Annotated in this window: 26 protein-coding genes, 3 tRNA genes and 1 pseudogene; 15 read left to right on the top strand and 15 right to left on the bottom strand. The window is 41.6% G+C overall.

The window, feature by feature from the left end:
* Window positions 1–21 precede the first annotated feature (21 nt).
* From C9889_RS08280 to C9889_RS08250, 7 genes are all read left to right on the top strand, one after another.
* Window positions 22–1,500 (top strand): type II secretion system F family protein, encoded by a 1,479-nt coding sequence (locus C9889_RS08280; RefSeq protein ID WP_129598624.1) that lies wholly within the window; start codon window positions 22–24, stop codon window positions 1,498–1,500.
* Entirely contained in the window at window positions 1,482–1,904 is a 423-nt protein-coding gene (locus C9889_RS10875; RefSeq protein WP_129598621.1) for a type II secretion system F family protein, read from the top strand. Before C9889_RS08280 ends, C9889_RS10875 begins: the two co-directional genes overlap by 19 nt.
* Before the next feature lie 37 nt (window positions 1,905–1,941).
* Complete coding sequence (locus C9889_RS08270; RefSeq protein ID WP_129598619.1) at window positions 1,942–2,163, top strand: hypothetical protein; 222 nt, start codon at window positions 1,942–1,944, stop codon at window positions 2,161–2,163.
* Window positions 2,164–2,200: 37 nt separating this feature from the next.
* Window positions 2,201–2,860, top strand: coding sequence for a DUF7289 family protein (locus tag C9889_RS08265; protein ID WP_225420038.1), 660 nt, complete (start codon window positions 2,201–2,203; stop codon window positions 2,858–2,860).
* Between the two features lie 14 nt (window positions 2,861–2,874).
* Window positions 2,875–3,903, top strand: a complete 1,029-nt coding sequence (amrS, locus tag C9889_RS08260) for an AmmeMemoRadiSam system radical SAM enzyme (RefSeq protein ID WP_129598613.1) — start codon at window positions 2,875–2,877, stop codon at window positions 3,901–3,903.
* 94 nt (window positions 3,904–3,997) lie between these two features.
* A tRNA-Asn gene (locus tag C9889_RS08255) sits at window positions 3,998–4,070 on the top strand.
* A gap of 20 nt (window positions 4,071–4,090) precedes the next feature.
* Window positions 4,091–4,168 (top strand) — tRNA-Ile (locus tag C9889_RS08250).
* A gap of 234 nt (window positions 4,169–4,402) precedes the next feature.
* Here the strand turns inward: C9889_RS08250 and C9889_RS10155 are convergent.
* Complete coding sequence (locus tag C9889_RS10155; RefSeq protein WP_191985831.1) at window positions 4,403–4,609, bottom strand: hypothetical protein; 207 nt, start codon at window positions 4,607–4,609, stop codon at window positions 4,403–4,405.
* Window positions 4,610–5,135: 526 nt separating this feature from the next.
* Entirely contained in the window at window positions 5,136–7,760 is a 2,625-nt protein-coding gene (locus C9889_RS08240) for a PAS domain-containing sensor histidine kinase (RefSeq protein ID WP_129598611.1), read from the bottom strand.
* Window positions 7,761–8,265: 505 nt separating this feature from the next.
* Here C9889_RS08240 and C9889_RS08235 point away from each other — a divergent pair.
* Window positions 8,266–8,643, top strand: coding sequence for a transcriptional regulator (locus C9889_RS08235; protein ID WP_129598608.1), 378 nt, complete (start codon window positions 8,266–8,268; stop codon window positions 8,641–8,643).
* A 399-nt stretch (window positions 8,644–9,042) separates the two neighbouring features.
* Here the strand turns inward: C9889_RS08235 and C9889_RS08230 are convergent, their stop codons facing one another.
* Window positions 9,043–9,429, bottom strand: coding sequence for a hypothetical protein (locus C9889_RS08230; RefSeq protein ID WP_129598605.1), 387 nt, complete (start codon window positions 9,427–9,429; stop codon window positions 9,043–9,045).
* On the opposite strand from C9889_RS08230, the gene C9889_RS08225 reads away from it, so the two are divergent.
* A complete protein-coding gene (locus C9889_RS08225) occupies window positions 9,391–9,660 on the top strand; it encodes a S16 family serine protease (protein WP_225420116.1) in 270 nt (89 codons plus the stop codon). The genes C9889_RS08230 and C9889_RS08225 overlap by 39 nt on opposite strands.
* Window positions 9,661–9,702: 42 nt before the next feature.
* On the top strand, window positions 9,703–10,185 hold the full coding sequence (locus C9889_RS08220) for a ribonuclease HI family protein (protein WP_129598602.1): 483 nt from the start codon (window positions 9,703–9,705) through the stop codon (window positions 10,183–10,185).
* Between the two features lie 51 nt (window positions 10,186–10,236).
* Here C9889_RS08220 and C9889_RS10870 read toward each other — a convergent pair.
* From C9889_RS10870 to C9889_RS08195, 5 genes and pseudogenes are all read right to left on the bottom strand, one after another.
* A pseudogene (locus C9889_RS10870) lies at window positions 10,237–13,292 on the bottom strand (ATP-dependent helicase).
* A gap of 491 nt (window positions 13,293–13,783) precedes the next feature.
* A tRNA-Thr gene (locus C9889_RS08210) sits at window positions 13,784–13,855 on the bottom strand.
* 70 nt (window positions 13,856–13,925) lie between these two features.
* Complete coding sequence (locus C9889_RS08205) at window positions 13,926–14,444, bottom strand: chorismate--pyruvate lyase family protein (protein WP_129598599.1); 519 nt, start codon at window positions 14,442–14,444, stop codon at window positions 13,926–13,928.
* An 11-nt stretch (window positions 14,445–14,455) separates the two neighbouring features.
* Window positions 14,456–14,767 (bottom strand): DUF5611 family protein, encoded by a 312-nt coding sequence (locus tag C9889_RS08200; RefSeq protein ID WP_129598596.1) that lies wholly within the window; start codon window positions 14,765–14,767, stop codon window positions 14,456–14,458.
* 246 nt (window positions 14,768–15,013) lie between these two features.
* A complete protein-coding gene (locus tag C9889_RS08195) occupies window positions 15,014–15,712 on the bottom strand; it encodes a radical SAM protein (protein WP_129598593.1) in 699 nt (232 codons plus the stop codon).
* Window positions 15,713–15,847: 135 nt separating this feature from the next.
* Here C9889_RS08195 and C9889_RS08190 point away from each other — a divergent pair, with 135 nt between their 5' ends.
* Window positions 15,848–16,144 (top strand): hypothetical protein, encoded by a 297-nt coding sequence (locus C9889_RS08190; RefSeq protein ID WP_129598590.1) that lies wholly within the window; start codon window positions 15,848–15,850, stop codon window positions 16,142–16,144.
* Between the two features lie 2 nt (window positions 16,145–16,146).
* Here C9889_RS08190 and C9889_RS08185 read toward each other — a convergent pair whose 3' ends face one another.
* The 6 genes from C9889_RS08185 to queC form a co-directional block, all read right to left on the bottom strand.
* On the bottom strand, window positions 16,147–17,124 hold the full coding sequence (locus C9889_RS08185; RefSeq protein ID WP_129598589.1) for a methanogenesis marker 2 protein: 978 nt from the start codon (window positions 17,122–17,124) through the stop codon (window positions 16,147–16,149).
* Between the two features lie 16 nt (window positions 17,125–17,140).
* Window positions 17,141–18,106, bottom strand: coding sequence for a nitrogenase cofactor biosynthesis protein NifB (gene nifB, locus C9889_RS08180; RefSeq protein WP_129598587.1), 966 nt, complete (start codon window positions 18,104–18,106; stop codon window positions 17,141–17,143).
* Between the two features lie 73 nt (window positions 18,107–18,179).
* Window positions 18,180–18,530, bottom strand: a complete 351-nt coding sequence (queD, locus tag C9889_RS08175; protein WP_129598585.1) for a 6-carboxytetrahydropterin synthase QueD — start codon at window positions 18,528–18,530, stop codon at window positions 18,180–18,182.
* A complete protein-coding gene (locus tag C9889_RS08170) occupies window positions 18,530–19,249 on the bottom strand; it encodes a 7-carboxy-7-deazaguanine synthase QueE (protein ID WP_129598583.1) in 720 nt (239 codons plus the stop codon). Before C9889_RS08170 ends, queD begins: the two co-directional genes overlap by 1 nt.
* Window positions 19,250–19,807: a DUF366 family protein gene (locus C9889_RS08165; protein ID WP_129599525.1), complete on the bottom strand. Its 558-nt coding sequence runs from the start codon at window positions 19,805–19,807 to the stop codon at window positions 19,250–19,252.
* 5 nt (window positions 19,808–19,812) lie between these two features.
* Window positions 19,813–20,493 (bottom strand): 7-cyano-7-deazaguanine synthase QueC, encoded by a 681-nt coding sequence (gene queC, locus C9889_RS08160; RefSeq protein WP_129598581.1) that lies wholly within the window; start codon window positions 20,491–20,493, stop codon window positions 19,813–19,815.
* A 107-nt stretch (window positions 20,494–20,600) separates the two neighbouring features.
* On the opposite strand from queC, the gene C9889_RS08155 reads away from it, so the two are divergent.
* The gene (locus tag C9889_RS08155) at window positions 20,601–21,092 is read left to right on the top strand and encodes a hypothetical protein (RefSeq protein WP_225420037.1); all 492 of its coding nucleotides are present in this window, start codon (window positions 20,601–20,603) and stop codon (window positions 21,090–21,092) included.
* Window positions 21,093–21,120: 28 nt separating this feature from the next.
* Here C9889_RS08155 and ala read toward each other — a convergent pair whose 3' ends face one another.
* A complete protein-coding gene (gene ala, locus C9889_RS08150; RefSeq protein WP_129598574.1) occupies window positions 21,121–22,101 on the bottom strand; it encodes an alanine dehydrogenase in 981 nt (326 codons plus the stop codon).
* A 62-nt stretch (window positions 22,102–22,163) separates the two neighbouring features.
* Here ala and C9889_RS08145 point away from each other — a divergent pair, with 62 nt between their 5' ends.
* The 3 genes from C9889_RS08145 to C9889_RS08135 all read left to right on the top strand — a co-directional run bounded on the left by C9889_RS08145 (window position 22,164) and on the right by C9889_RS08135 (window position 24,839).
* A complete protein-coding gene (locus C9889_RS08145) occupies window positions 22,164–22,886 on the top strand; it encodes a DUF434 domain-containing protein (protein WP_129598572.1) in 723 nt (240 codons plus the stop codon).
* A 139-nt stretch (window positions 22,887–23,025) separates the two neighbouring features.
* Entirely contained in the window at window positions 23,026–23,283 is a 258-nt protein-coding gene (locus C9889_RS08140) for a DUF2769 domain-containing protein (protein WP_129598570.1), read from the top strand.
* Between the two features lie 71 nt (window positions 23,284–23,354).
* Complete coding sequence (locus tag C9889_RS08135; protein WP_129598568.1) at window positions 23,355–24,839, top strand: glutamate synthase-related protein; 1,485 nt, start codon at window positions 23,355–23,357, stop codon at window positions 24,837–24,839.
* The last annotated feature ends 303 nt before the right edge of the window (window positions 24,840–25,142 follow it).

Genomic DNA, 25,142 nt, shown 5'->3' with positions numbered 1-25,142 from the left:
CATACAGGTTATTCGGCAAACATGCATTCCAAAAAAAAAGATGAGTATCCGAGATTATATCATTCCCTGAAAAGTGCACGTTTTGCTATTCCTGCAGATCAGTATATATCAACAGGATATTTCTATTCCCTGATTTCTTTTTTCATCACAGGTATTATATTTTATTTTATTGCATCGCGCCTTTTCGAGCTTTTTGATATATCCATCATCGATGATATGTACATAATTGCTATTCTATCATCCTTTATTGTGGCCCTGTTATTTTCCACGATTCTGTTTAATATCCAGATGAAACTCCCAACCCTCTGGGCAAGTACTCGCAAGGCTTACCTTGACCAATCATTAACCCATGCTACAGCATACCTGTACGCATTGAGCAAGGGCGGGGGGATGAGCCTTTTTGATATATTTAAATCTTTAAGCCAGCAGAGGCATATTTATGGAATCGCTGCAGATGAATTCGGATACATCATCAGGGACATGGAATACTTTGGCTATGACATGCTCACAGCACTGAAAAATGCAAATGACAATTCCCCCTCTGAAAAATATAAGAATTTGCTGGATAGCATGCTCTCAATTATTTCCAGTGGCGGAGATGTTACTTCATATCTCAAAAATAAAAGTGAACAATATCGTTTTCTTGCAAGCAGGGAACAAAAGACCTTCCTTGAAACACTTGCAATACTTGCGGAAGTTTATATTACAGTATTCGTAGTCGGTCCTGTTTTTCTCATAACGATACTTATCGTATTGGGCTTTATGGGATCGAATTCATTAGACGTACTGTACACTTTAGTTTATATCCTCATACCGATAGGCACAGTTTTATTCATAGTTTTCTTATCCACAATATCGGATAACCTGGAAAGAAAAAGTATTCAGACTTCACAGCAGATTCTCAATGAATTTGATGGTGTCAGGGTTAATGAATATTCAACTATCGATGAAAAGATGTTGAAGAAAATTTCCAGGTACTACAGGATAAATAATATTATTGATAAGGTTACCAATCCTTTTAAGTGGTTGACCAGCAAACCTCATTATTCTTTAATATTGAGTATTCCTGCAGGCCTGATCTGTATATTATATGGCATCCGGGAAAACCTGGCCATATTGTCAGCACTTGATTTTTCAAGCATAAGTTTAAGTTACATCAATGTAGAGACAGCTGCTGCAATCGATGATTACATTGTGTTTGCATTTTTCATCACAAGTGTTCCTTTTATTGTATTTTATGAAGCAAAGAGAAGATGGGTTTCAAAAGTTGAAAGTGAAATGCCTGAGTTCTTGAAAAAACTTGCAAGTATCAATGAAGCAGGAATTCGCCTCTCCAGCGCAATATCCCTGGTGTCACGTTCAAAAATCGGAGTCTTGAATACGGAAATTAAAAGAATGGCTTCCCATCTTTCCTGGGGTGGCAATCTTGAGGAAGTTCTCAAAAGTTTGAATACAGGGTCAGGACTGAATTTAACAGTCGAATTATTACATTTATCATAAGGGCCAGCGAATCGACAAGCGATGTTATCAGTGTACTCAACATAGCTGCATCAGAAGCCGAAATGCAGAATCAGCTTAAAAAGGAACGCTCCGCTGAAATGACAGTATATGTATTCATAGTCTATATCGCATTTCTGGTGTTTCTTTTCATTGTTTATGTGCTTGCTGCATACTTCCTTCCGGAAGTACCCTCTTCTGCAGGAGATGCAGTGGCAGGTATGCCCCTGAATATTCAATTTGACATGGAAGCCTATATATTGCTTTTCTTCCATGCCTCCCTTATACAGGGCGTGTGTTCCGGGCTGGTTGCCGGGAAGATGGGATCAGGTAGTGTTTTATCTGGCGTGAAACATTCACTCTTCCTGGTATTGATATCTTATATCACCTTTACACAATTCATCTAAAACAGGATAAACATTTAATCAGGAGTAATGGAACTATATGAATTCAGTGAAACAGTTTTTCAAATCCGAATCTGCAGTATCAACAGTAGTTTCATTTGTCCTTTTACTGGGCCTTTTCGTGACAGTACTGGCTGTCTTTAATGCTCATTACATACCTGAATGGAAAGCAGATGCTGAAAAAGCCCATATGGATGATGTCTATGATGACATGTCCCAGTTAAAGCCCGGGCGATATGCTTTCCCTTGCCAGTTCCCTTGATGAAAATAGCACTATTTCTTTGAGCGTACCCATCAAGATGGGAGGAGGAGATATTCCCATCGTGGGTCCCACCAAATCAAGTGGCGTACTGTCGGTGAATGATGGTATTTATAAGATAAATATTACAGGAACAAACTCCTCAGGCTCTAACATATCACCTGGCAACTATACATCTGGAAACATTCGTTATTCTTCAAATAATGGTTATTATGTTGACCAAACCTTTACCTATGAAAACGGTGCTGTGATCGTGTCACAAAGGGAAAGATCCCTTATGAAACTGGATCCATCCATTTCAATTGAAAACCAATCTGGATCCCTATTAGTTGATTTAACTTTAATGGAAATTGCCGGGGATAGGGTAGTTATCACCAGCAACGGTATTGAAGAAATAAAACTTACAAGTAATGATTGGATTGAAGAGTTTGAAAATAAGTCCCTTACCAACCTTACAATTTCTATGAATACCAGTTATCCTTCAGCATGGGCGAAATATCTGAATGACTCTGCTGAAGATGCAGATCTTGCTTCCCCCAGCGACTATAATGTTGATGAAGGCGAAGATTATGTAATCTTCAATTTAAATTCATCAGATGACAATATCGATTTTATCTTCAAAAGGCAACAGTGGATGCAAAGGTTGGAACATTCTAAGCTATTGGCAGATAGTTTTTTTATCGTTCAAAGTACCAGTTAAATGGGGGTATAAGTTTGTTAAAAGAAGCTATGTTCTATGAGCAACTTGAAGATAAAAAGGTACGTTGCAATTTATGTAATCACAGGTGTCGTATAGCAGAAGGCAAAACCGGTATTTGCAGGGTACGACAGAATAAGGAAGGGAAACTGTATAGCCTGATCTATAATACGGTTTCAAGTGAAGCCGTTGATCCTATCGAAAAGAAGCCTTTATTCCATTTCTATCCGGGCACTTACTCCTATTCACTTGGAACTATTGGCTGTAATTTCCGCTGTAAATATTGCCAGAACTGGACCATCTCACAGGTTAGCCTGGATGAAGCACAATCGGTGGAAATTACCCCTGAGCAGGCAATCGAGCGGGCTGTTGCAGCAGGTTGCAAGAGTATTGCCTGGACCTATAATGAGCCGACTATATGGTATGAATATACCTATGACAGTGCAAAACTTGCCAAGGAAGCAGGCCTGGCCACGGTTTATGTGACTAACGGCTATATCACACCAGAGGCATTGAAGCATATAGCCCCTTATCTGGATGCTTTCAGGGTGGATATCAAGGCGTTTACAGAAAAGTTCTATCATGAACTTTCTTCTGCCCATTTGCAACCCGTTCTCGATTCAGCCAAACTGGCCCGTGAACTGGGAATGCATGTGGAGGTGGTGTATCTGGTGATTCCCACATTCAATGATTCAAGGGATGAATTGAGGGATGTTTCCCGATGGGTAGTGGAAAACCTGGGTAAAGAAACACCGGTTCATTTCACACGTTTTCATCCAAACTATAAACTCCAGAATGTCCCTCCAACACCTGTTGAGACTCTCAACCTGGCCCATGAAATAGCAACTGAGGAAGGACTGGAATATGTATATCTGGGCAATGTTATGTCCTCTAAATATGAGCATACGTTCTGCCCTTGCTGCGGTAATATGATTATAGGCAGGGGTGTTTTTGATGTGGAAGAAAGTCATCTGACAGAGGATAACAATTGTGAATACTGTGGTGCAGCCATTCCGATCTCTGGTAAATACGGGGGTTACCTGTAAAATCCTCTGATGTAACCCCTTTTTGCCGCCGTCATGCAAAAGTTTAAATCAGATTAATGCATTAGAAGCGCTCGCGACAAGTCGCATGCAACGTGCCGCCATAACTCAGTTGGTAGAGTGTCTGGCTGTTAACCAGGATGTCACAGGTTCGAGCCCTGTTGGCGGCGCTCCTTTCATCATTTTCTATGGGCCTATAGCTTAGTCTGGTTAGAGCGCTCGGCTCATAACCGAGCGATCACCGGTTCGAATCCGGTTAGGCCCACCACAATATTTTACTAATCCCCAAACTCCAATACTTTCATTAGAACATCCTTTTTTTTACCACAGCACATCCCTATTTCAGGAAAATGAAACCCTTTTTGGTGAAATGAAACAGGAAAAGCGGGATTATATAGACATTCAGCAACTTTCGATGGGTATTCCAATGATTAGGGGATTGCTGTTGTCGAGGAAAGAGCCACGATTGTAAGTGTGGGTTCTGCCATCTTCGAAAAAGAAATTATTGAAATTCCCTGTCAGGAAACATGCAATCACTGTAGACATACTCCACACCAGTATTTGACCCCGCAACCCGGATTCCGATCCGATACGTCTCACCCACAGGAACCTTCAAATTCGAAATCTCATAAGAGACTGCTTTATCCACATCAATTTCCGGGATCTGGTCGCTTGCAACCTGGTCGCTTGCAACCTGGTCCCAGACCATGCCCTCCTGCGTGGCTTCGAGACCAGTGTAAATAATGACATCTTCGGCTTTTGCAGAACCGACATTCTCTACCTCGATATCAAGATCAATGTAGGAAAAACGGGAATCATGTTTTCCACTGCCTGCAAAAGAGCGTTGTATTCATCGATAGTCAAATAGTCAACTTGTTCCTGGAGAACAAGGTCTTTCGTTTGGTAGGAAATTAAACCACTCATGACAATCACTGTTTACCTTGTACAGATACGTAAATTCTTAATACAGTATTGTCAACAATACGTTATAAATATGAGTGAAATCGCTATTTTGCGGCTTACTAATGTTTACAATTTATTTAATTATGTAAAGTATACATTTCCGAAAAAAAGCAGAATCGATTCACCTCCAATTAATAAAATAGAAAGAATATATGAAACAAAAAAATGCTTATACAATTATATTTTATATTTACTCGTATGCAAGTGTAGTGTTGTAGTTGAGATTTTGAAACTGAATCTGAACTTGGGTGATATTTTACTGCTCACCTTTTTTACTTTTTTATCGGTATCGTAAATTTAAAAGTGCTGCCTACTCCAACTTCACTCTCAACCCATAACTCTCCGCCATGCATTTCAACAATCTTTTTGGCAATTCCAAGTCCCAAGCCTGCACCTCCATATTTACGGGATGTTGATGCATCCACCTGCATGAAAAGATTGAATATTTCTTCTAACTTATCTTCAGGGATACCTATGCCCGTATCTTTTACCTCTACCTCAATCCATCCTTCACCAGTTTCATTTGCACTCAGTAAAACAGTCCCTTCTTCAGGAGTGAATTTTATGGCGTTGCTTAAAAGATTGTAAATCACCTGTTTTATCTGGCGCTTATCAGCCCGGATTTCCAAATCATATAGTGGCTTTTCAATTTTAAGAGCAATGGATTTGTTATTTGCTTGGGGTGAAATTATAGATTCTGTCTCTGAGAAAATGGTAGACAGATTAACGTCCTCATAAACAGGTTCTATTTTTCCTGATTCTATTTTTGAGATATCAAGAATATCATTGAGAAGATTGAGAAGATGACTACCACTTTTGTTAATATTGGAGACATATTTCTTTTGTGAATCCCGAAGTTCTCCTTTAAGCCCTTCCAGTAACACATCGGAAAAACCTATTACTGAGTTTAGAGGTGTACGCAGCTCATGACTCATGTTTGCCAGAAATTCACTTTTGGTTTTATCTGCATGCTGGGCCTGAACTGCCAGTTCATTGGATTTAAGGACAGCATCTTCAAGTTGTTGATTAATTTCATTCAGTTTTTCTTCTTTTTCTACTTGGTCAGTAATAATTTCAGTATAAACAATTATTCCTCCGATAGAACCTCCTTTGTCATACCATGGAATGCAATGCCAACGTGTCCATTCCATTATGCCATCTGTTCTATAATAGGAGTCACGGTCGGCTCTTACAATTTCACCTTTAAGTACCCTTTGATGTACATCCCGCCATTTTTGTGGCAAATTAGGAATTACCTCAAAATGATGCCTTCCAATAACCTCTTTTTTATTTAATTTGTATTCGTCTAGATAGCGCTGACTTACGTAAATGTAATTCAAGTTTCTGTCATGTACGGCCACGGCACTGTTGGTATGCTCGATAATGTAACGCATCAGATTATGCAAATGGAGAAGTTCCTCTTCTGCTTCTTTGCGTTCAGTAATATCTTTTGCAAATCCAACCACCCTATTTTCAGCTAATTTAACAGCGGAAATTCTCCACCATCTTTTGCCTCCAGATTTTGTAAAATGTGGAATTGCAATATCCGCTATTTTATTCTGTTTTGCTTTTTTGAATTCATTGGTTACATATGAATGAATTTCAAGTGGTAAATTGTCTAAAATGTGCATTCCAATCAATTCATCCTTTGAGTAACCTGTCATTTTGCAGGCAGCCGGGTTTACATCTACATAGAAATCATTTTCATCCGTAATAAGAATTGCATCAGGAGCATTGTTAACGTAATTTTTGAATTTTGATTCACTTTTACGCAATTCATTTTCTTTCTCTTTTATTTCAGTAATATCAATCGCTGTAGTAGCAAAAAACTGAGGAATATGTTGTTCATCTTCTATAACAGTCGCAGTCATCAACATTGGAAAAGTAGTGCCATCTCTGTGAGTATGCCAGAATTCAAAATTATTATACCAACCATTTTCCAATACTTGTTTCATAGTATTTTTTACATCTACCATTTGCTCTTCATCGTGAAAAATAGACAGATTTTCTCCAATTACTTCCTCAGGTTTAAATCCATGAATTTTTGCAAAATAATCATTTATGTAAGTGATATTTCCATCAAGGTCAGCAATTGCACTTCCGTAATTTGCATTGTCAAAAATAGTTTTGAACAACTTTATCTTTTCTTCATATTTTTTCTGTGCAGTAATGTCCTTAATAATACCCGTTACAGTATTTTCCTGTGAATCATATTCTGCAACTGAATGTATATCGGCAATGCGACCATCATTTTGCCGTTTAATCTTGAATTCAACATTGTATGCACCTTCTCCGCTCACAAGCTTATTCAGTGCTTCATCCAGCATCGGTCTGTATTCAGGAAAAGGTATTTTTTGTATTTCTTTAATGCCACATACTTTATCCATCTCAAAGCCATATATTCTGTATGCTTCTTCTGAAGCAGATATTGTCCCAGTATTGAAATCAAATTGCCAACTGCCTGTATTACCTATAGATTGTGCTTTTTTTAACTGGTTTTGATTTTTCTTTAATGCCAATTCAGCTTCTTTAATTTCCGTTATATCTATATGTTGTAGAAAAACATCAGTTGGATATGTGTTTGAGAGTGGTGTAACTTTCAGTAAAAACCAACGTCTTTCATCTGGATTGTGGCATGGATACTCAATTTTAAATATCGGCTTTTTTCCAGATATCACCTCCCTGATTCCTTCTGATGCAATAGAACCCTCATCTGAATTTTGGCCTGTTGATTCATCACAAATTTGCAGGTAATTGATTCCTTCACCACATTCTGCAGAATTCAACCCATTCTCTTGAGCAAACTGTTTCCAGCTTTCATTGGTATAAGTGATAAGTCCGTCTGGAGATAGTATTGCAATGTTATCTTCCCATAAATCAAAAAATCTATAATCCAATTTACCACATAACCCGAAACCTTGTTTGTATGCTGAACAGGTTTCATTTTACCCATCTGATTTGTTTCATGAGTTTCATTATATATAGCGCTTCTGATATACCGAGTTGGGTTTCTTTAGAAATACAGTCTTATTTTACCGATAATCCATGCTGTAGCTCTGCTACACTGAAACTGGCAAAATGAAGTGGGAAACCGCAAGCGGAAAGGTGTGTGGGCAAAATCTCAAACATGAAAGGAAACGTTGAACTGTGATTGATATTATATGCTTTTCAGAATCGATTTTAAGAGGTTTTTGATATGAATAGGTATATTTGCCTGTAATTCTATAAAAATCCCGAATTTGCTAGGTTATTGGGAAGATTTGGGCAAAATAAAAGTATCCCTCCATTTCCAAAAAACTAATTTTTGAGTAGACGAAGTTCAATACTACAGGCCTATTAACATATTATTATAAATATAATTAAAATTACTATTACAATATTGAGTTAGTCCTTGGTGTTATAATGCAAGAAGAGAAGCAATTTACGATGAACGAAAAACAGAAGGAAATTGCAAAGATACTACGAAATTTAAATTATTCAAGACCTATCGCAGGAACGCTTGCATGTCTTTCCTGTGGAGATGAAATTTCGTCCTGCAATATAGAGAATATGGCGGGTTTGAAACAACCTGAGGTCAGTATTGCAATGAATTTCCTGATAAAGAAAAAAGGATGGGTTGATTATAGGGAAGTTAAAGCCAATGGTGGAAAAGGCAGACCTAAGAAATATTACAAGTTGATTGTACCCATGGATTCTATCATTTCAAGCATTGAAGAACAGGTTCTTTTTGAAAATCAGATGATTTACGAAAGTATAAACGGTCTCAAAGAAAAAATCTGATACTTTTTATTCGCATATCTATTTTTATCCATCTTGCAAATCGATGCTCTTACCTTTTCTTGGAAATGGTAGTCACCAGGTCTACAATGATTGGAACCCCCCTTCTTCTGCACATGTATACAGAATGATGTGTAATATACCTTATGAACAACTTAAATACGCAACTGGAAAAAGATTTGCTACAAATAAAGTTAATGAAATCAAAAGAAAAATATGCAACAAACCCTACTGTTGTAAGACTTGTTCGTATTACATGGAATATGGAATCTTATGTAATTTGAAGAACCTAAACGTTATTGCAAATAATTCAATATGTAAATCATTTGAACTAAAATAATGTCGAAAAATTTTGATTTATCATATATCACTAACTATCAACAGAACAAATAGATTCAATTTTTAATTTAATGGACAATAATTGCGATTACATTCTTCCAAATTAAATATTGTTGACTTTCCATATTGACATTTAGCAGATAATCTGTACGGACATTCATGCCTTTCTAACTCTATCTTCCAATGTGTTTGACTTATTGTCTTTACCTTATAGCGACACCTTTTAGGATTACAATTCTCCAAAGTATCATATGCATAATCCGGGAGCATACATAAATTTTTATTTGATTTTTTTCCCAAATGAGTTGTGTTTGTCATATTTGGACACACATAATTGTCTATTTGTATCATCCAAGATGATTTAGCCTTTTGTGTATCTTTTATGTATTTTTTCCAATCTAAAAGGCTTTTATCAGTCTCTGTTCCGGAGCCCTTGACAAACCACTGCATGAACAAACTGCCATAATTGGAGATATGACAATAGGTGGCTCCATTAATGCAGTGGATAATTTGGCAGACCTTCTGCAGGTGTGTCTTGACGGCGGAGCAAAGAAAGTATTGATCCCATCTGCTTCAACTGCACGGTTGGGGAGCGTACCACCTGAAGTGTTGAGCAAGTTCCAGCTCTCTTTTTATGATGACCCGATAGATGCTGTCCAGAAAGCGTTGTTCTTTATGTGATCATTAGCCAATATTTGAGTACATATTTATACACAAGTAGTTATGAAAATCTACAAACAACAAATAGCAAAGCTTCTTTATATGATATCTAAAATATGTGAATGGATGAAACAAATTCAATTTGATGGAGCTGCAATACCAAATCCCGGTAAAAGAGGAACCGGAGCAGTTCTTCTTGACAATGGACAAGTCCTACATGAAATATCCGAAATGCTTGAAGGGACTGGCACTAATAATGAAGCAGAGTACAATGCTCTAATTCAAGGATTAAAAAAGGCACAAGCACTTGGTTGGACTGACATCAATGTACAGGGAGATAGCAAACTTGTAGTAAATCAAGTCAATGGAAAATGGTCTGTAAAAAGTGATAATCTTAAAGGTCCCTGCCAGATTGCTAAAAAACTAGTCGGACAGTTCAATTCAATAAAACTGGAATGGATTCCTCGAGAACAGAATGAAAAGGCGGACTATGCAGCCTCAAAAGCTCTGGGATTTCAAAAAGACCCTCATCATAAGAAATATTGATTCTCACTTTTTTAGATGACAAATGCTTCTGTTAGGAGGGAGTTCCTCCTTTCAACTTTCATTGTACCACTCACAAATCCCCTTATAATCACAGAAATAACAGTTCGGCTCTTCCTTGATCTCAAAATCCTCGGCCTTAATATCTGCCACAATCTCCCTGACACCATCAAGTACAGAATTGATCTGTGCTTCATCTACATCCATTAACCTGAGGTCCCGGACATTCGGATTGACATACATCAGCCCTGCTTTGATGGGATACTTGCCATACCTTTCTCTGACAGCCTGACAGTACAGGGCAAGTTGTACATCTTCTGGCATCTTGTTCTTGCTCAATGGATTTTTACTGGTCTTGTAATCAATAACAATATAATCGCCCGCAGGGGTTTGGTCGATTCGGTCAATTACTCCTCCAAACTGTGCTCCATCAAGTTTGAGATTGAACTTTTCCTCCACAGCAATCGTTTCATTGACATTACTTTCCTCAAACTCAAACCAGTATTCCAGCATCTGCCTGACTCTTTTAAGTTCCTGCTGCTCGTGGGTCTCTGAATCGAAAACAGAGCCATCCCAGGTTTTATCCAGGATACGAGTGGCAAGTTCCATATCGATGGACTCGCCCTGCATCTTGTGCCTGCAAAGCTGTTCAAACACAGAATGCACATCGGTTCCTGTCTGGAAGAATGTCTTTTGAGGAATCGGTATATTCAGTACATTGCTATACTTGAATTTCAGGGGACATTCCATGTATTGCCTGATCTTGGACGCTGAAAAGCGCATATCAGAATCTACAAGAGGTGGTAAATCTTCATTCACCAGTGCCTCCAATTCTCCCATCTCTTTAGGTGTGACCTTCAGAAAATCCTCAATATCAAAAACAGCCAGGTTGCCCTTTTCCTCTATCTCTTTTAACTGAGCCAGCACCACCAGTGACTCGAGTGCCTGCTTCATCTGGCCCTGGCCGGCATACATGTCCAAAAGCCTGAGATATTCATCCTGTTTTCCTTTCAATGGCGATTCCGTGGCAACAGTCTCTGTATCCTGCAATTTGTCAGTTTCAATGTATTCGACCAGGGGATTGGATTCATAATCTAACTGGGTGACAAACTCACTGGGTTTGATACCTCGTTTGTTGCCTGTATATTTTTCAGGAAATGTAAGGTACAGTTTTTCCCTGGACCGGGTCATGGCTACATAGGCCAGCCTGCGCTCTTCCTCCAGATGCAGGATTTTATCCTCCACATCCCTCTGCACACCTTTCTCAAGTTCCCTGGGAACACGGAATTGCTTTTTGGTGAATCTCAGGGGTAGATGGCGGTCAGCCATATCACAGACAAAGACAACCTTTGCTTCTTTCCCCTTTGACTGATGAATGGTCATAACCTTAACAGTATTTTCCTCACTGGATTCCTCATCCCCGATATCCAGATTGAAAACCAGTTCCAGATATTCAACAGCCCTGGCAAATTCAGAACCCCCGTCCACAAGTTCCAGGTCTTGTACCATACTGGTCAGGGAATTGAGGATATGAATATTCCTTCTGGAATTCACGGTATCTGCAAGCAACTGGGCCCTGTACAGGTCGGTTTTCTCGGATAACAGATATTTCACAGTATCAGAGGGCAGGTGATTTTTCCTGTAATCGATAAGTTCATTGAGCCTGACAAGGATGGACTTGACAAGTGCCTTTTGAATTACATGGACATCATCCAGATGGTGTTGCAGCACAGAATAGATTCCGTCCCCTTCCAGTTCCGTTTCCCGGCTGAGCTTTTTTGCCACAGTATTGATCTTCTGGAGGTCATGCTCACTTACTCCTTCCCTTGCAAACACTTTGGCAAAGGCAATTCCATTGTTGAAGGGATCAGCGACAATATGCATGTAGGCCAGGGCTTCCTGTACAATGGGATAATTTTTAAGCTGCAGATTGCCCACATATTCCACAGGGATCATTTTGCCTTTCAATGCATCACTGTACTTTTTCCCATCAGCACGTTTCCTGGTAAGTACAAAGATCTCTTCAGGAGCAATATCCTCTTCTTCAATCAGCCGCTTAATCTCATCTGCAACCCATTGAGCCTCACTGGAATCATCCGGGGATTTTACTACCTTTATTTTCTCCCCATCGCCATTGTGGGAATGCAGAGTCTTAGCTTCCCTCTCCGGGTTTGTTGCAATCAATTGCTGGGATAATTGTACAATCTGTGAGCTGGACCTGTAATTGCGATCCAGGGGTATTTTCTCAAGGGATGCATAGTAATCCTGCAGTTGTTTGATATTGGAAAGATAGGCACCCCTGAATCTGTATATGCACTGGTCATCATCAGCAACACAGGTAAGATTTGTGCCATCGGCAATTAGATTGATAAGATAGAGCTGGGCATAATTTGTATCCTGGAATTCATCTACCAGGACGTAATCATATCTGTTGCGAATCTGATTTCGAACAACGGCATTGTTTTCCAGCAGGCGACATGTCATTGTGATCATGTCATCGTAATCCATGAAATTATGGCCCAGTTTGTACTGCTGGTAATGTGAATAGAACCTGGCAAGGTCGGCAAGTTTGAGCAGTTCATCCCTTTCTTCTTCGTCAACGGTTTCATCCAGCTTTCGCGTGACAAAATCCTGCAATTCCTGCGGACCTACCAGATGGTCATGTAACTGAGACACACCCTCCAGCAGGCTTGTGATGAGATCATAGGGTCTGTTGGGAATCGCAATATTCTCAAAACCAAAGGAGTCGATATTGTTTATTCCCCAGACATGTGAGTGTTCCTGTGAAATCAATCTGGTACCCTGATTAATGCCAACATAGAGGGAGAACTCCTTGAGCAAATCATTGCAGTAGGAATGAAAGGTGGATACCGTAATTGCACTGGATTCTCCAATGCGGTATTCGATTCTCTCCTCCATCTCACCTGCAGCCTTTTCAGAAAATGTCAGGGCAAGTATGCATTCAGGAGAAAATCCTTCATCCACAAGGTTTACGACTTTTCCGTAATGGTCAGGGTTTTGCCAGAACCAGGACCTGCGAGTATTAGAAGTGGTCCGTCTGTATAATCAACTGCCTGTGATTGTGAAGGATTGAGTTCAATATCTCCCAATTTTTAGCACCCCTTTCATATTTTATTTTTCCAGCAAATGATTGATGGTAAGTTGTATAAGTTTTGCTATTTCAGTTTTTTAGGAGAGGTAGGACTTCATTGTATTTTTTAGAGGTGGTTTGATATGAAAAATTGTATTGTCTGTTATTTTGTTTCTATACTGCAAAATAAGAAATCAAACCAATGATAGAAATCAGCATATCCGAATGAATGATAAGTAAAATCCAGTTTTAATGTCTTTGTTTCAGACTTTACCCACACAACTCAAAGCTTACGGTTTTCCACTGCGTTCTTATTGTTGGGTTTGGCAAAACCACACGTTGTCTTACCTCAACGATAGAAAGATGGTGGAAATCTATTTTTCAGACTGATATGATAGGTTGAAAATAAGGAATATTGCCACAATAATAATTCAGCATTCAACAATGCCGCAAAAAAAGTGAATTTAATACAATCAATTCTAAAAGATGGGCTTTGTACTGAAAGTTTAAAGCCTCGGGCGGGATTCGAACCCGCGACCTCGTCCTTACCAAGGACGCACTACACCCCTAAGCCACCGAGGCACGCTTTTCTTGACTGCGACCCCTCAATAGGAGTGATACCATAATAAGTTTTCGGTTTTCCGGATTCGGTTCAGAGCAACCATCGACCATCTGCAGGGAAGCGTTCTTTGATCCACATGAGCATGTCATTGTGGTGCACAATACGATAGGTCCTTGAGAGATATTCCCGACTGCCAAAAAGTGGACCATCGGATTCCATCTGTATGGTATCAAAGTCCCTGCGGGTTTCCATGCCGTAATTACGCAGGATCTTACCAATTGGTATATCGGCACGCATCATGTCCCTGCGAACCTCTTCTGGCATACGGCCTATAGGAGAGAGAGAAACCGCATGAACATAAGGGACACCATCCGCCACCAATCGCACGGTGCGATGATTCACCTCTTCACCAACATCCACATCCAAAAGCCCGGCCATCTCCTCATCGGCTTTTACAAGGTGCTGATCCTCGGTAATTACCTCAACTTCATGACGGGTCATAATCTCCAGCAGGAAGGTGACAGAACCATCGGTACCTGCACAGACACGCAGGCATGTGGGAATCTCAAAAGCCTTGAGATCCTTGAGAAAGTCGCGATTGACAAACACGTATGATCCTATTATTTGGAAACTGCCTTCTTGGCGTTCTTAACTCGTTCCTTGGCAGTGTAACCAGTTGCCTTATCGAGAAAATCGCGGAATCTCTTGTTGGTATCAAGAATAACCTCATCAGAGACACCTTCGGCTTCAGAATTTGTATCAACTACAAGTTTTTTACCGTTCAGCCACACAGAAAGTTCCTTCATAACACCGTATGAAGTAACTAATTTATCTCCTTCTCTGGATATATCGGAAGGGAAATATTCCTCAAGCGCTTCATAGATACGTTCAATATCAGGGGAATGACCACGTTTTAATTTGTATTCCTGCATGTCAATCGATTAATTACATACCGGCAGACATGGATAAATGTTCCGGTTAAGGAATTGACCGGCTTGATACTGTATAAAAAACAAATATATGCGTCTCAATCATTATAGGAATAATCTTTATATACTTTTTACACCATAGCAGATATTGTAATGGGCAAGGCTGAAAAGCAGCTTTCATATCGTACCACCACCATACCACCAATCTGCTTTTTTTACGATACCTTGCTCATTACCTGATTGTAGAAATTACTCCTTGCCAACTATCTTGCGCCCTTTTTCTCCCACAATTATTACACGGGGCACCTTTTCCACAATAAGACTGGCAAGGTTTTCCATATCCTCCCATGCAGGCACAGGCGAAGTGTATCCCGCAAAAGGAAGATCAAAGTCGGGATTGCTTAAGAATTGATAAAGAAGTACCTCAGAAGATCCTTCCATAACAGGCAACATCCTCTTCACGGATTCTTCAGTAACATAACCGGGAATTACACGAACCCAGAGTCGCAGCCACCTGGTTTTAGCAATATCTATCGATGTTTTGAGGTTTGCGACATATTGTTCTACCCTTTTGGAGGAAATGCCTGTAAGTTCCTCAATTGCAGCCGTGTCTTCAAGTGGTGCCTTCAATTCCAGAACAAAACCTTTTACAAAGGGCAGAGACTGCTCCAGTACTTCGGGTTTCATGCCATCCGACTTTAGAATAATCTCCATACCCATTGAATGCAACCGCTCAATCAACGGGATTAAATCCTTCTGGAGAGTGGGTTCGGCCCCTCCGATAAAAACCTTCTTTACAGCCGAATTGCTGACAAAGTCAGCAACTTCATCTATACTGTATTCCTCAAAGGGTTGCCTGATATGAATACAATAGGGACATTTCAAGTTACATCCAAAAAAGTCCAGACGTACCTGTTCTCCCTTTAAACCCATATTAATAAGTCGCATTATATATTCCCACTCAAAACAATAAATATAAAAGTATATCAAACTTTCTAAAATCGAATTACAACTGTAACCATAGACAAATTATAATACCAGAAAAACCAATTTAGCCTCAAGATATACGTTACGGGTGAACTTATGGCAAAAAAACTGACCCTCGAAGACCTAAAACTGAGCAAGGAGAAAATGGAAGATGAGATGGGAGCTGAAATCGAAGGGCTGTATGACCTAGTAATCCCTCCGGGCACTCCTTCCTACCTGGTCTATGATCTTGTTGAAGAATTCGATCTTGAACCCCTTGAGAGAAAGATCGGTGTGAACATTGTTGAATGTGATGAAAGGGAAGTTATAGTACTCAGGGGAGAACTTGAAGCCGTCCAGGCGGCAGAACAATACCTTTATGATGAATTGAAAGCCTACGTGGGATCCGAATGAAATTACTCTTTGATCCCCGTTATTAAATCTTTGCTGAAATCAAAAACGTTTGCTGAATCTTCGCCATCTGTTACTTTCACACAACGACTATCATCAATTTTCCCGATGACTGCAGCAGTGATACCCACTTCTTCGAATGCATCCAGGCATTCATCGACATTTTCCGGTTTTGCAGTCACAACATAACCGGTTGCCGGATAAATCATAAGCCACTGATCCAGGGCAACATCTGTGGGTTTGGGGATTTGTCCCAGGTCTATCTCTGCACCCACCATACTTGTCTCACAAAGCATCCCCAGGGTACCTATGGTTCCCGGATTACTGATGTCCTTGCCGGCGGTGACAAGATGTTTTTCACCGATCTTTTGCATGACCATGAACCGGGAGCGAACGGTTTCAGGGTCCTTGAAAGAAGTCGTATCCCAGCTGTAAGGGGAGTTTTTGCCCACCTTTCCATCCATATCATAGCCGACAATAATTGTGTCACCTACACAGGCGGTATCACTGCGAATGACACAATCCTTCTTTGCAATCCCTATAATGGACACTGCCAGTGAATTGTACGGTGTGTCAGGATGCAGATGGCCACCGACCATGGGCACACCAAATTTTCTCATCCCGTCTTTCATACCCTGCAGCATACCGTCACATACATCCTTATCAGAAGAAGACATCACATTAACCATGGCAAGCGGCCGTGCCCCCATAGCAGATATATCGTTAATATTTACAACGACAGAAGTATAACCCGTCCACCAGGGACTTGCTTCTGTGATCCTGCCCCATACTCCATCAGCTGCAAACAGGATGACGTCATCGCCACCAATATCAATTATTGCAGCGTCATCCCCCATATCAACGACAGTACCCCCATAACTTTCCCTCACGTCATCAAACATACGTGCAATGTCTGCGATAGGTGCTTTGCGGGATACACCCTCAAAATCGTGCAGTTTTTGGGCAAGGGTATGTACATCCAATTGAAAATCTCCACAATTATTCTGACATATCATCTGAAGTTTTCTTTTTGGCGGATTCGGCCTTTTTAAGAGCATCGACTTTAACCATGTTGCGACGTTCCTCACTCATTTGAGAAAGATCTTTGCCCAGAAGACCGTAAGCATCGGACCGACACTGGCGACAGTGGCGCATTTGTTGAACATATGGTTCACAGGAATCCTGTACAGCTTTACGTTCCTGTGGAGTAGGAGCAGTCCAGTCAGCAAAATCAGCCTGACAGATAAGAGGCATAACATTCATGATATACACACCCATGTCATTGAGTTTCTGTGCAATCTCGATAATATGATCCTCATTAATACCCGGAACAAGTACCGTGTTGATCTTGACAACCAGTCCTGCTTCCACAGCCTTGCGGATACCTTCAAGCTGGTTTTCAAGAAGAATGCTGGCTCCTTCGACACCCCGGTAGGTTTTACCGTTATAATTTACATGATCCACAATTTTTGCCCCAATTTCGGGATCAATTGCATTCAAAGTAACAGTTAATGTGGATACACCGGAATCCAGGACATCCTGTATCCTGGCAGGCAGAGCCAGACCATTGGTACTCAGGCAGAGAGTGATATCAGGGAAATGTTGTTTTATAAGTTTGAAAGTCTCAAAGGTTTCATCATTTGCAAGAGGATCACCCGGACCGGCGATACCCACGACTTTAATGAATGGATACTCTTTCAATACCTTTTGTGTTTTTTCAAGGGCCTGTTGTGGAGTTAATACTTCACTTGTAACCCCGGGCCGACTTTCATTTACGCAATCATATTTACGGTCACAGTATTTACATTTAATATTGCATTTAGGAGCCACCGACAGATGTATCCTTCCAAATTTATGTTGTGCATCCTTGTTATAACAGGGATGCTGGGCAATAAGTCTCTTTATCGAGTCCCGTTCTTCTTCCAGGAGACATTCCTCAGGGTCCTTTCCGCTCTCTGTGGCCAAAATATTTCCTCCACTCTAGACAAATCTTATGTTGCTATTGAGTCACATCTAGATATAGGTTTTGGAATCCTGCTCACTCAATTCCACTTAACTGGCACCACTTGCCGTGTCCTTCCCAGACCTTCACGGAGAGAGGGAAATCCAGCTGCTGAGAAAGCCTGTTATAGATGTGCTCACAGAGATTTTCCGAACTTGGATACTCCAGGATCTCATTGAGCATACAATGATCGTATTCTTTCAAAGTAGACCGGACAGTCTGTTTTACGTCATAGAAATCAATGACCATCCCGGATGACTTTTTTTCTCCTTCAAGGACAACTTCCACCTTATAGGTATGCCCATGAACTATACCACAACTTTCATGCCCGGGCAGATAGTGGGCACTGTCAATATATTCCTCTACTCCAAGTTTCATTTTTGTCATTATAGACACCCCCACATTTTGTGAGTCTGCGGGATTATTAGAGTGTTTTTTATTTCGAGTAAATTTTCCTGCAGGGAAAGTATTGTCTGTATATCAGTAGCCCTTGTGTGCTGTGTGACCGGCTGCAGTATCACACAGCTTATGTAATCGGACATCTGCTCTACAACATCCATAACATCAGCCGTATTAGTTGAAGAAGTTACTATGATTTTACAGAAACAATCCCTGTGTTGATTGCTGCGAAGTGTGCGGAAACACCGGCATGTGCGTTCGATGTGTTCAACAAAATTACTCCCTTCAAATTCTTCGGGTAATTTCACATCTCCAGCCACATAATCCACCGAGTCCTTCAAAATTGCTGCTTTTTCCGGCAGGGTCATGTTAGTTTCAAGATAAACGGGGGCAGGCAGATCCAGATCCCTGATGAATTCTGCATGTAAAAGAGGTTCCCCTCCTGTCAGGGATACCGAATGCAGATTATCAAATGCTCTGGTCCTCTCCTCAATGTCTGAAGCGCAAAGCAGAGGTGAGAGTTTCTCAAATTCACCGCTTCCAGGCACCTTTTCAAAAAGACAATGGACCGGCTCATCGAAAGGAGTATCACAGTAAGAACAATCCAGATTACACCCAACAAACCTGACAAAAGCCTGTCGCGCCCCTACATAAGGACCCTCTCCCTGTACCGCACAGAATATCTCGGACACCGGTTTCCTTTCCACTCAAACCACATCCAGAGGCCGGGATTTTCGAATATCTCCTTCGATATCCTCCATCTCTTTAATGTATCTGCCTGTGATAGCTTCCAGCAATTGCCGGGCTTTTGCTACAGCAATACCACATTCTTCCAGGTTGCCGTAAAAATCATGGGATACGTTGATGCCAAAATGTATCTTCTGTGAAACCGCAGAGGTACTTGCAATGGACACTGTCAGTTTTTTCCCATTGACAAAAAGATCATCACCTTCCCTGTCAGTCATGATCCCCATGGAGGAAAGAGTTTCAGCAACAAGAGCTGTGAAAAGCCGCTGCCTGCTGTAGATCAATTTAAGGTAGGTGGAATCGAAATGCTCAATGATGAAATGAAGCATGTCAGCAGATACAATGGATTCGTTTTCCCTTTTGTCCTCAAGGTCTATCATGTGTGCTATTTGCACATCACATTGTCCCCGGAATGCCACCACGGAATCGGCCTGTATCCCGAACATCTGGTAGGCCCAGAGAGAGGATATCTGGCTGCCGTCATAATCATAAGTCTCATCCATTATATGCATTTTAATTCCCATTATATATCCTCCACTGCCGGGTCCTTGATGCCTGCTTCCCGGAAAGCCCGTGCCCGCCTGACACAGCTTTCACAAACTCCACAGGGTTTTTCTTTGCCCTGATAGCAGCTCCAGCTTAAACCTAGAGGAGCCTGCTCCCGTATTGCTTCCTTTACAATGGCCACCTTATCCATTTCAAGCACAGGAGATATCAGCCGTACTCCATTGAGAGTGGAGTAAGAAAAGGCCCGATTGATACAGTCCACAAATTCCGGGGAATTGTCCGGGAAAGTGGCGGCTTCCTCGGCATTGAAACCGGCAATAATATAGCCACAATCCATGGCTTCGGCAAAAGCGGCAGCAATATTTGCCATCAATCCATTCCTGTTAGGAACCCAGACGTTTGCTGCAGATTCAGAAGTCACTTCCCTCTTCCCGAGGTCTGCCTCAGCCATATCCGGAACATATCCCTGACGGTTTACCAGGGAAGTTGTAGTAATATCTTTCATCCAGTCCAATGAAATTACACGGTGTGGAATGCCATAATGAGCACATATCTGCCGGGAGCGTTCAATCTCTGCATCCGCAGCCAGCTGCCCATAATCAAAGGTCAGGCCAAGCTGTACATCGTATTTTGCAGACGCTATCGCAAGGGATGCAACAGAATCCAATCCACTGCTGATCAAACAAACCGCTTTCATTAATATACACCGGTACTCCTCCAGTACTCCCTGAGTATTATTTATAGATATCCCGTCGAAACTGACAAATATAATATCTACAATATATTAATAAAAAGGTGAAATTTATGGCCGGTATTAAAGATAAAGAAACTCTGAAATCCCAGTTACAGAAAATGTACTGGATAGAAACAGAAATGGAACAACTTGTCGTATGGGAGTCACGCATCGAACTCATGGGAGAAGAATTGGAGGCCCTTGAAAGACTTGCAAATGATTCAGACAAACACGGCCTGAAACTCAAGAACTGGATGGAAAAAGCCAGCATCCCACTTCCAGATAAAATACCAAGAGGGCTTCCTCAAAAAATATTTGATTTTGAGGATATGGACAGTCCCGAAATGTTCAAAGCCATCATGAAATATGAAATCCTTGTACGAGATGTTTACAAGAATATCACTGAGACCGACCCCTATATAATTGAGGAACTGTTTCCTGATGAAAATGACCAGAAGAATTTCCTCAAGGATATGGAACATATCTCTAAAGAGGAGGAAGACCACAGGCAGATCTGTGAGGAAAGGGTCGGCGGATTTAAGACCATAAGGGGCAAAAGTTGAGGGTCTACCTTGCCCTTACCAGACATGATCAGAACAATTTTGCCTTCGAGCCCATACCTTTATTTTTTGCTTTTTTATAAACCAGATTGGCGGTCACAATATCCTGTATCGCAAGTCCAGTTGAATCAAAAACCGTGATCTGCGCATCTGATTCACGGACCACATGCAGACCGGCAACTATCTGGCCCAGCTGGGCGAAGATATCTTCCTCTCGGATATATCCCTCAGAAAGGGGAACATTCACTTCCCCGGAATGGGTAGCCTGTGCCATATCATCGACAACAACCCTTGCTTTCTGGAGGATAGAAGGGTCCAGCTCTTCCTTACCCCTGGCGTCAGCCCCGATAGCATTAATGTGGATTCCCTCAGGCAACCATTGTGCTTTGATGATTGGTTTTCTTGAAGGAGTGGTGGTTACAAGAATATCCACATCACAGGCTTTCTGGATACTATCAACTACTGTTATGTCACAGCATGCAACTGATTCCATTCCTTCTTTGAAATCCTCCGCCCTTGACGTATCCAGATCAAACACATATACCTGTTCAAGATAGAAAACGTTCGATATAGCCTCTAACTGTGTCCTGGCCTGGTTACCAGCTCCCACCATCCCCACGACACTGCTGTTTTCACGTGCAAGATAGCGGGCTGCCACGCCTCCTGCGGCCCCGGTGCGTATATCCGTGAGGTATGTACCATCCATCATGGCAAGAGGTGCACCGGAGGATGTGGAATTGAGTATAACCGTCGCCATAACAGTAGGCAAACCTACTTTGCGGTTTTCAGGATGAACATTTACGACCTTGACACCTGCAACATCCTCTTCCTCCAGAAAAGCAGGCATTGTGCGTAGATCACCATTATGTGCAGTAAAATAGAGATAGGATTTAGGTGGCATCTGTACCTTATTCCTGCCATGCTGGGCAAAAGCCATTTCCACTGCCTCCAGAGCTGAAGGCATATCCAGCAGGGATTTCACATCATCCTGATCAAGCCAGAGTATTTCCAAAAAATCACCATTAAAGGGTAGTTGCCGACATGTATAAAACTTATCGGAAGAGATTTTCAGGTATGGAATCTGCCGCCGGTAGTACATCAGTCGAAAGACTCAAAAATAAACTCAGGGAACCTGCAGCCGACATAAGGTACCTTCTCTACCGGGGATACAGGAGAAAAGGTGCAATCCGGTTTGTCAGTAACCATTACCGTCTGGCAGAAGAAGAAAGACACATTCTCACAAGGCTTGTATTTGACCCAGAAACCGCATCCAGACGCAGTAATAGAAGGCTTGCATGCTCCCAACTTAAAGGATGTGATATATTCATAGACGGGTACAATGTACTGATAACCATAGAAAGTGTACTTCAGAACGAGACAGTATGGTTTGCAGATGATGGATTCCTGCGTGACACCCGGGGAATTTTCAAGAACCACACCAATACAGCTACAACCTACCAGGCCGTTGATGAGATGCTGACCACACTCTCGGTACTGGCAGTAAATTCTGCAACAATCCTTCTTGACACGCAGATGAGCAACAGTGGCAAACTTGCACAGTTCATCCGCAAGAGAGCAGCTCAATACCCGTTCAAAACAGCCGTCACGACATCAAAAAATGTGGATTTCGACCTCAAACAGGCAGGCCACCTTGGAATTATAGCAACCGCTGACAGCGTAATCGTGGATGCTGTGGAATGGGCGGCCGACCTAACCGCCTGCTGGATGGACCAGAACGGTATTGTGGGAGAGAGTATAGGTGATGGAGGAAATACATACGTCAATCACAGATATTGATTGGATGAACAAAACCTGTCAGTGAAAGTAATTTATAGAGTCCCATTCTGCATACACATTCAGAGGTAACAGTTCGATACATAAGAGACATGAATCATACATTCTATGAATATAAAATATAATATAGGGAGTGAAATGAATGGCAGAAGAAATGAGTCCTGAGGAAATGGAACAAAAGAAAGAAATGGTAATATCCATGTGCATATGCCCTAGCTGTCCCTCCTGGGTCGAATGCGGGGAAAGGGGCGGATATTGCTTCCCAACAATCGGCAAGAGCGACTGTATTAATGATGAAAGTGGCTGTATCTGCGGAGGATGTCCGGTAACAGAGGAAATGGGACTTACTAACGGCTATTACTGTACCAGGGGCTCCGAGAAGGAACAGCTTGGGAAGTAATCTTTCCATAATTTCTTTTTTTGAACATACAAATTCCGTGCAGTACATCAGGAAAAATATACTGTGATACAATGTCCAAATACCGATGTGAGATCTGTAATGTTTTTGAGTATGACGACGAGAGAGGAAATTCACTTACGGACATCAGGCCGGATACGAAACTGGAGGATTTTCCTGATGACTGGGAATGTCCTATCTGTAAAGCGAATAAGACCCACTTAAAACCCGTAAAAGAGGAGAAGGCTGAGACCCATGTAGAGGAAGTTGTAACCTGTCCCTACTGTGGTACAAAAAGCAGGATGTCAATAACCACCCTCGATAAGGAGCTGGGCGGATATTTGGGGGAGTGGAGAAGGGAATCAGACGAACTGGAAGGCCACATGTCGGATATTCACCAGATATCCGTCACAGGCGAATCCATAATCGAACCCATGAGGACGAAAATAGATGTGGTTTCCTGGGAGGATGTACTTATAAAGGGGGCCCAACTTGCAAAATTTCCATTAAACCATGATGAGGCAGTGAACACCGGTACAACAATCGGTCCAAACGCAAAACAACCCCTTATGATAGATACACCTCTTTACATTACCCATATGTCATACGGAGCACTGTCCCGGGAGGTTAAGATATCCCTGGCAACCGGAAGTGCTGCTGTGGGAACCGCCATGTGCTCGGGAGAAGGCGGAATCCTGCAGGAATCTTTTGAAAAGGCACACAAATACATATTCGAATACGTACCCAACAGGTACAGTGTCACTGATGAGAACCTGCAAAAAGTGGATGCCATCGAGATAAAGATCGGCCAGTCAGTAAAACCCGGCATGGGAGGACAATTGCCGGCCGAGAAAGTAACTCCTGAGATTGCAAAGGTAAGGGGATTTCCCGAAGGAGTGGATGTAATATCCCCGTCCCGGTATGAGGATATAAAGAACAAAGATGAGCTCAAGAACAAGGTTTCCTGGCTCAGGGATGAATCCGGGGGCAAACCAATCGGCATCAAGATAGCAGCAGGCAATATTGAAGCAGATCTTGAGGTTGCAATCCATGCAGAACCTGATTTTATTACAATCGACGGACGGCCCGGAGCAACCGCGGCTGCAAAGAAGTTTGTCAAGCAGGCAACTTCAATACCTACACTGTTTGCCCTGTACAGGGCCAGGAAATTTCTGGATGACAGGAACAAAAAGGATATCTCACTGGTAATCACAGGAGGCCTGAGGGTTTCCTCTGATTTTGCAAAGGCCCTTGCAATGGGAGCCGATGCCATAGCAATAGGCACTGCAGCCCTGATGGCATGTGCATGCCAGCAATACCGTTTGTGTGATACAGGACAGTGTCCGGTGGGGGTCACCACCCAGGATCCGGAACTTCGAAAGAGGTTGAAGATCGAATATTCCGCCAAAAAACTGGAGCATTTCCTGAGAGTTTCAACGGAGGAAATGAAGAATTTTGCCCGGCTGACAGGCAACGATGATGTCCATAAATTAAGCACAGAAGACCTGTGCACCACAAACACGGAAATTTCAGGAAATACTGATATAGAGCATGTCTGAATAGAGACATGTCCCTTTTTTACTAATTTTTCCACTTACTGGACAAAAACATAATTATCCGATCAGGATTACAGTGAACTACCCCTCCCTAATTAACGTGTCAAAGACACGTTAATTTGAGGAAGGGACTTCCTGCGAGTGTTTACTTCATCTCGATATCATTCCGTTAGGAATAATTCCGATCAATAAACCTGTTTGTCGCAGATTATCAACTGTTTGTTGATAGCTCGTCCACAGAGCATTACGTTTGAAATACCTCAATAAAATGTTTACTGAACTATTTGAATCTCTATCCAGAATATT

The organism is Methanohalophilus profundi (assembly GCF_004137855.1).
Taxonomy (GTDB): domain Archaea; phylum Halobacteriota; class Methanosarcinia; order Methanosarcinales; family Methanosarcinaceae; genus Methanohalophilus; species Methanohalophilus profundi.
The sequence above is the reverse complement of the archived record's forward strand: the minus strand, read 5'-3'. Positions and strand labels throughout refer to the sequence as shown.

Bases quoted from the DNA above. Each gene is read 5' to 3' on its own strand.
- C9889_RS08270 (WP_129598619.1), top strand. From the start codon at position 1,942: ATGAATTCAGTGAAACAGTTTTTCAAATCCGAATCTGCAGTATCAACA.
- queC (WP_129598581.1), bottom strand. From the start codon at position 20,493: ATGAAAGCGGTTTGTTTGATCAGCAGTGGATTGGATTCTGTTGCATCC.
- C9889_RS08140 (WP_129598570.1), top strand. From the start codon at position 23,026: ATGGCAGAAGAAATGAGTCCTGAGGAAATGGAACAAAAGAAAGAAATG.
- C9889_RS10155 (WP_191985831.1), bottom strand. From the start codon at position 4,609: ATGGTCTGGGACCAGGTTGCAAGCGACCAGGTTGCAAGCGACCAGATC.
- C9889_RS08280 (WP_129598624.1), top strand. From the start codon at position 22: ATGCATTCCAAAAAAAAAGATGAGTATCCGAGATTATATCATTCCCTG.
- C9889_RS08235 (WP_129598608.1), top strand. From the start codon at position 8,266: ATGCAAGAAGAGAAGCAATTTACGATGAACGAAAAACAGAAGGAAATT.
- queD (WP_129598585.1), bottom strand. From the start codon at position 18,530: ATGACAAAAATGAAACTTGGAGTAGAGGAATATATTGACAGTGCCCAC.
- C9889_RS08200 (WP_129598596.1), bottom strand. From the start codon at position 14,767: ATGCAGGAATACAAATTAAAACGTGGTCATTCCCCTGATATTGAACGT.
- C9889_RS08265 (WP_225420038.1), top strand. From the start codon at position 2,201: ATGGGAGGAGGAGATATTCCCATCGTGGGTCCCACCAAATCAAGTGGC.
- C9889_RS08190 (WP_129598590.1), top strand. From the start codon at position 15,848: ATGGCAAAAAAACTGACCCTCGAAGACCTAAAACTGAGCAAGGAGAAA.
- C9889_RS08230 (WP_129598605.1), bottom strand. From the start codon at position 9,429: ATGCAGTGGTTTGTCAAGGGCTCCGGAACAGAGACTGATAAAAGCCTT.
- C9889_RS08155 (WP_225420037.1), top strand. From the start codon at position 20,601: ATGGCCGGTATTAAAGATAAAGAAACTCTGAAATCCCAGTTACAGAAA.
- C9889_RS08220 (WP_129598602.1), top strand. From the start codon at position 9,703: ATGAAAATCTACAAACAACAAATAGCAAAGCTTCTTTATATGATATCT.
- C9889_RS08145 (WP_129598572.1), top strand. From the start codon at position 22,164: ATGGAATCTGCCGCCGGTAGTACATCAGTCGAAAGACTCAAAAATAAA.
- C9889_RS08135 (WP_129598568.1), top strand. From the start codon at position 23,355: ATGTCCAAATACCGATGTGAGATCTGTAATGTTTTTGAGTATGACGAC.
- C9889_RS08195 (WP_129598593.1), bottom strand. From the start codon at position 15,712: ATGCGACTTATTAATATGGGTTTAAAGGGAGAACAGGTACGTCTGGAC.